Below are 3739 nucleotides of genomic sequence, written 5' to 3'. Positions count from 1 at the left end.
AGCCAGTGCCCCGGCCCGCCCAGGCGGGCGTGCGTGGCCCGCGCCGAGGCGAGCAGCGCACGCGCCGACAACAGCACTCCCTTCGGCGTGCCGGTCGACCCGGACGTCGCCACGATCACGGCGGTGTCGGTTTCGACGGGCTCGTCCGGCCGCATGGCCGCGCGCAGTTCCGCGACGTCCGGTGCGTGCGGGTTGACGGGCAGCACCGCCTCGCCGCCGTCGAGCGCGTCGGCCAGCGCCGTCCGCAGCCGTCCGACGGCGGCCGGGGTTCCGTCGACCTCGACCACACGCATCGTCTACCGTCCTTTCGATGGTGAACTTCCCCGGTGTTCTGACCTATCTGGTCTTCGTCGCGGCCTTTTTCTACATCCTGTACTTCGTGGTCCGGGCAGCGGTTCGCGACGGCATCCGGCAGGCGAAGCAGCGTTCCCTGGACTGATCGAGCGCACCGACGGCCCGTCCGGGCACGGACGCCGCTGCGCCGCGTGCGCTCCCGGACGGGTGCGACCTCCGCGAGACCCGCGGGCACTACCGGCGCCCATGGCGCGGCAGGTCACCGCGATGTGTAGTATGCTCGCCGTGCTCGATTCGGGTCGCACCCGCAGTGATCTGGAGGACGTCCGGCAGGTGGTCGCCGGAGGTCTCGACGCGATGCGGGACGGTCTGGCCGACGTACGCGCGGAAATGCGCACCGGGTTCACCGAAGTCCGAGGAAGGCTGGACAGCGTCACGGCTGTTGTCGAGCGCAGCATCGAGCTGGTGAACATGGCGGCCTCGGGCCGGGCGGACACCGAGGATCGTGGCTGAGACCTCCCGACAGACACGCGGTGGTGCCGACCGGCCGATTCCTGCCCGGTCAGGTGCCCCGTACAGGAGGCGCCGCGGACGCGGTTGCAGGCACCGCTCGACCCCGCACTCGAACCGGGAGTTACGCAGCCCGGCCGTGTTGGTCCTCGAGCCGCTCCGCCAGCCAGACCTTGATGATCGATTGTCGGGTCACGCCGAGACGCTTCGCCTCGCGGTCGAGTGAGTCGATCATCCAGGCCGGGAAATCGACGTTGACCCGTCGTTGCTCGGCCGAAGGGCGCCGGAGTGAAGAAAGATCAAGTTCGGAGGTGATGTCGTCGGCACGGTCGAACCGCTTATCGAACTCCTCAGCTTTCATACAGGGCCACCTCTTCATCCCTGGAGCGGCGTACCGAGATGATCCGGATCCGCTGTTCCCGATAAGTCACCACAGCCGACCAGCACTTACCGTCGATCAGACCGACGACCAGCCATCGCGGTTCGTCGACGATGCGAGCGGCCACTTCGACCCGCATGGGGTCGTCCCACAGTCGCTGCGCGGAGCCGAAGTCGATGCCGTGTTCCTCCCGATTGGAGCGACTCTTGTCGGCATCGAACTCAAACTCCACCCGTTGGGCTCCTCTTCGGTATAGAAATCATACCTACAGGGTGTCAGTTTAGCAGGAAGGCACGAGCGCTGCGCTCCTCGGTGTCCTGGGGCACCGCTCGTCGGAGAGGCTTCCCACGATCCGCCCGCGCGGGGAGGAGAGTGCTCCCGCGCGTTCGGATCGTGGGAGGCCCGCCCGGCGAACCTGCCGGCGGCGTCAGTAGTAGTAGGGGTACTCCGACCAGTCCGGGTCGCGTTTGTGCAGGAAGGCGTCCCGGCCCTCGACGGCCTCGTCCTGCATGTAGGCCAGCCGGGTGCTCTCCCCGGCGAACACCTGCTGGCCCACCAGCCCGTCGTCGACCAGGTTCAGCGCGTACTTGACCATGCGCTGCGCCGTCGGGGACTTGCCCAGCGTCTCGAAGGCCCACTCCAGCGCCACGGTCTCCAGCCGCCCGTGCGGGACCACCTCGTTCACCGCGCCCATCGCGTGCGCCTGCTCGGCGGTGTAGGGGCGGCCGAGGAAGAAGATCTCCCGGGCGAACTTCTGCCCCACCTGCCGCGCCAGGTAGGCCGAGCCGAACCCGCCGTCGAACGAGCCGACGTCGGTGTCGGTCTGCTTGAACCGCGCGTGCTCGGCCGAGGCGAGGGTGAGATCGCACACCGCGTGCAGTGAGTGCCCGCCCCCGGCGGCCCAGCCGGGCACCACCGCGACCACCACCTTCGGCATGAACCGGATCAGCCGCTGCACCTCCAGGATGTGCAGCCGCCCGGCGCGCGCCGGGTCGATGGTGTCCGAGGTCTCGCCCTCGGCGTACTGATACCCCGAGCGGCTGCGAATACGCTGGTCACCACCGGAGCAGAACGCCCAGCCCCCGTCGGTCGGCGACGGTCCGTTGCCGGTGAACAGCACACAGCCGACGTCGGAGCTCATCCGGGCGTGGTCGAGCGCGCGGTAGAGCTCGTCGACGGTGTGCGGGCGGAAGGCGTTGCGGACCTCCGGCCGGTCGAACGCCACCCGGGCGACACGCTTGCCGGACCGGGTTTCCCTCGAACGGTGGTAGGTGATGTCGGTGAAGTCGAAGCCCTCGATCTCTTCCCACGCGGCGGGGTCGAACAGCTCCGAGACTCGGTCGTCAGGCACGCCTGGGAGGATAGGCCCCGTGCTGGCGAGTCTCGACACCGCGGCGGGCCGGGCGGTCCACCGGACCCCGGCCCCGCGCCCGGCCGGGTGGGGCGGTGGCCGATGAACCCCTCGACGGCCCAGGCCCGGGTGCTGGTCGACGAGCTGGTGCGGAACACGGTCTCGCACGTCGTGCTCTGTCCCGGGTCGCGCAACGCTCCGCTGTCGTTCGCGCTGCACGACGCCGCCGCGACGGGCCGGGTGCGGCTGCACGTGCGCGTCGACGAACGCGGGGCGGCCTTCCTCGCGCTCGGGATCGCCGCCCGTACCGGACGTCCGGTGGCCGTGGTGTGCACCTCGGGCACCGCCGCGGCGAACCTGCACCCGGCGGTGCTGGAGGCCGACCGGGCCGGCGTACCGCTGATCGTGCTCACCGCCGACCGGCCGCCCGAACTGCGCTCGGCCGGGGCGAACCAGGTGGTCGACCAGCACGCCCTCTACGGCGGCGCGGTGCGGTACTTCGACGAACTCGCCGTGGCCGAACACCGGTCCGGCCAGAACGCCTACTGGCGCAGTCAGGTCTGCCGGGCGTGGAACGCCGCCTACGGGGAGTGGCGCTGCGGCCCCGTCCACCTCAACATCCCGTTCCGGGAACCCCTGGTGCCGGACGTCACCGACGGGGGCGGCGACGCCGCTGACGCCGCTGACAACGCCGACGCCGCCGACGCCGCCGACGACTGGTACGAGTCGCTGGACGGGCGGCCCCGGGGCGACCGGTGGACCGAGCTGCCCGACTTCGGCGCGCTGCCGTCCTTCGTGGTGCCGTCGGCGCGGCAGGGGCTGGTGATCGCCTGCGACGCCGGGGTGCGCGCGGCGAGCGAATGGGCGGAGGAACACAACTGGCCGATGATCTCGGAGACGGGCGGGCTCGGGCTCGGTGGCCCGACCGCGCTCGCCGGGGGTGCGTGGCTGCTCGGCGTGGAGGAGTTCGTCGCCGAGCACAAACCCGAGCAGGTGCTGTGCCTCGGGCGGCCCACGGTGTTCCGGCAGGTGCAACGGCTGCTGTCGGACCGGGACGTGGAGGTGCTGCTCGTGCGGCCCGACTCCGACTGGCCCGCCCCCGCGCACAACGTGCGCCAGGTCGGTCAGTGGTTCGACGAGCCCGCCAAGCCCGCCGATGCCGAATGGCTGCACCGGTGGCAGCGCGCCGACGCGGCCGCCACGTC

The 3739-nt window shown here is 71.0% G+C and carries 7 protein-coding genes; 3 read left to right on the top strand and 4 right to left on the bottom strand.

Translation table 11 applies throughout. The features are described from left to right. Positions 1-293: AMP-binding protein (locus SACHA_RS20035; RefSeq protein WP_039737789.1), on the bottom strand; the 293-nt coding region annotated here is incomplete at its 3' end. A 17-nt stretch (positions 294-310) separates the two neighbouring features. On the opposite strand from SACHA_RS20035, the gene SACHA_RS26425 reads away from it, so the two are divergent. Next, positions 311-439, top strand: coding sequence for a hypothetical protein (locus tag SACHA_RS26425; protein WP_019807209.1), 129 nt, complete (start codon positions 311-313; stop codon positions 437-439). 131 nt (positions 440-570) lie between these two features. Continuing rightward, a complete protein-coding gene (locus SACHA_RS0103385; RefSeq protein ID WP_019807208.1) occupies positions 571-807 on the top strand; it encodes a hypothetical protein in 237 nt (78 codons plus the stop codon). A gap of 121 nt (positions 808-928) precedes the next feature. On the opposite strand, the gene brnA is transcribed toward SACHA_RS0103385, so the two are convergent. The 3 genes from brnA to SACHA_RS0103370 all read right to left on the bottom strand — a co-directional run bounded on the left by brnA (position 929) and on the right by SACHA_RS0103370 (position 2534). Further along, positions 929-1165: a type II toxin-antitoxin system BrnA family antitoxin gene (gene brnA, locus SACHA_RS0103380; RefSeq protein ID WP_019807207.1), complete on the bottom strand. Its 237-nt coding sequence runs from the start codon at positions 1163-1165 to the stop codon at positions 929-931. Further along, positions 1155-1415 carry a BrnT family toxin gene (locus SACHA_RS0103375; protein WP_019807205.1) on the bottom strand — a complete coding sequence of 87 codons (261 nt, stop codon included), beginning with the start codon at positions 1413-1415 and terminating at the stop codon, positions 1155-1157. Before SACHA_RS0103375 ends, brnA begins: the two co-directional genes overlap by 11 nt. Before the next feature lie 195 nt (positions 1416-1610). Beyond that, complete coding sequence (locus SACHA_RS0103370; protein ID WP_019807203.1) at positions 1611-2534, bottom strand: 1,4-dihydroxy-2-naphthoyl-CoA synthase; 924 nt, start codon at positions 2532-2534, stop codon at positions 1611-1613. 102 nt (positions 2535-2636) lie between these two features. Here SACHA_RS0103370 and menD point away from each other — a divergent pair. After that, on the top strand, positions 2637-3739 hold a 1103-nt coding region (gene menD, locus SACHA_RS0103365; RefSeq protein ID WP_019807201.1), incomplete at its 3' end, for a 2-succinyl-5-enolpyruvyl-6-hydroxy-3-cyclohexene-1-carboxylic-acid synthase.

This window comes from Saccharomonospora halophila 8 (genome assembly GCF_000383775.1).
Taxonomy (GTDB): domain Bacteria; phylum Actinomycetota; class Actinomycetes; order Mycobacteriales; family Pseudonocardiaceae; genus Saccharomonospora; species Saccharomonospora halophila.
Note: the sequence above shows the minus strand (reverse complement) of the source record. Positions and strands in the feature narration are given on the sequence as shown.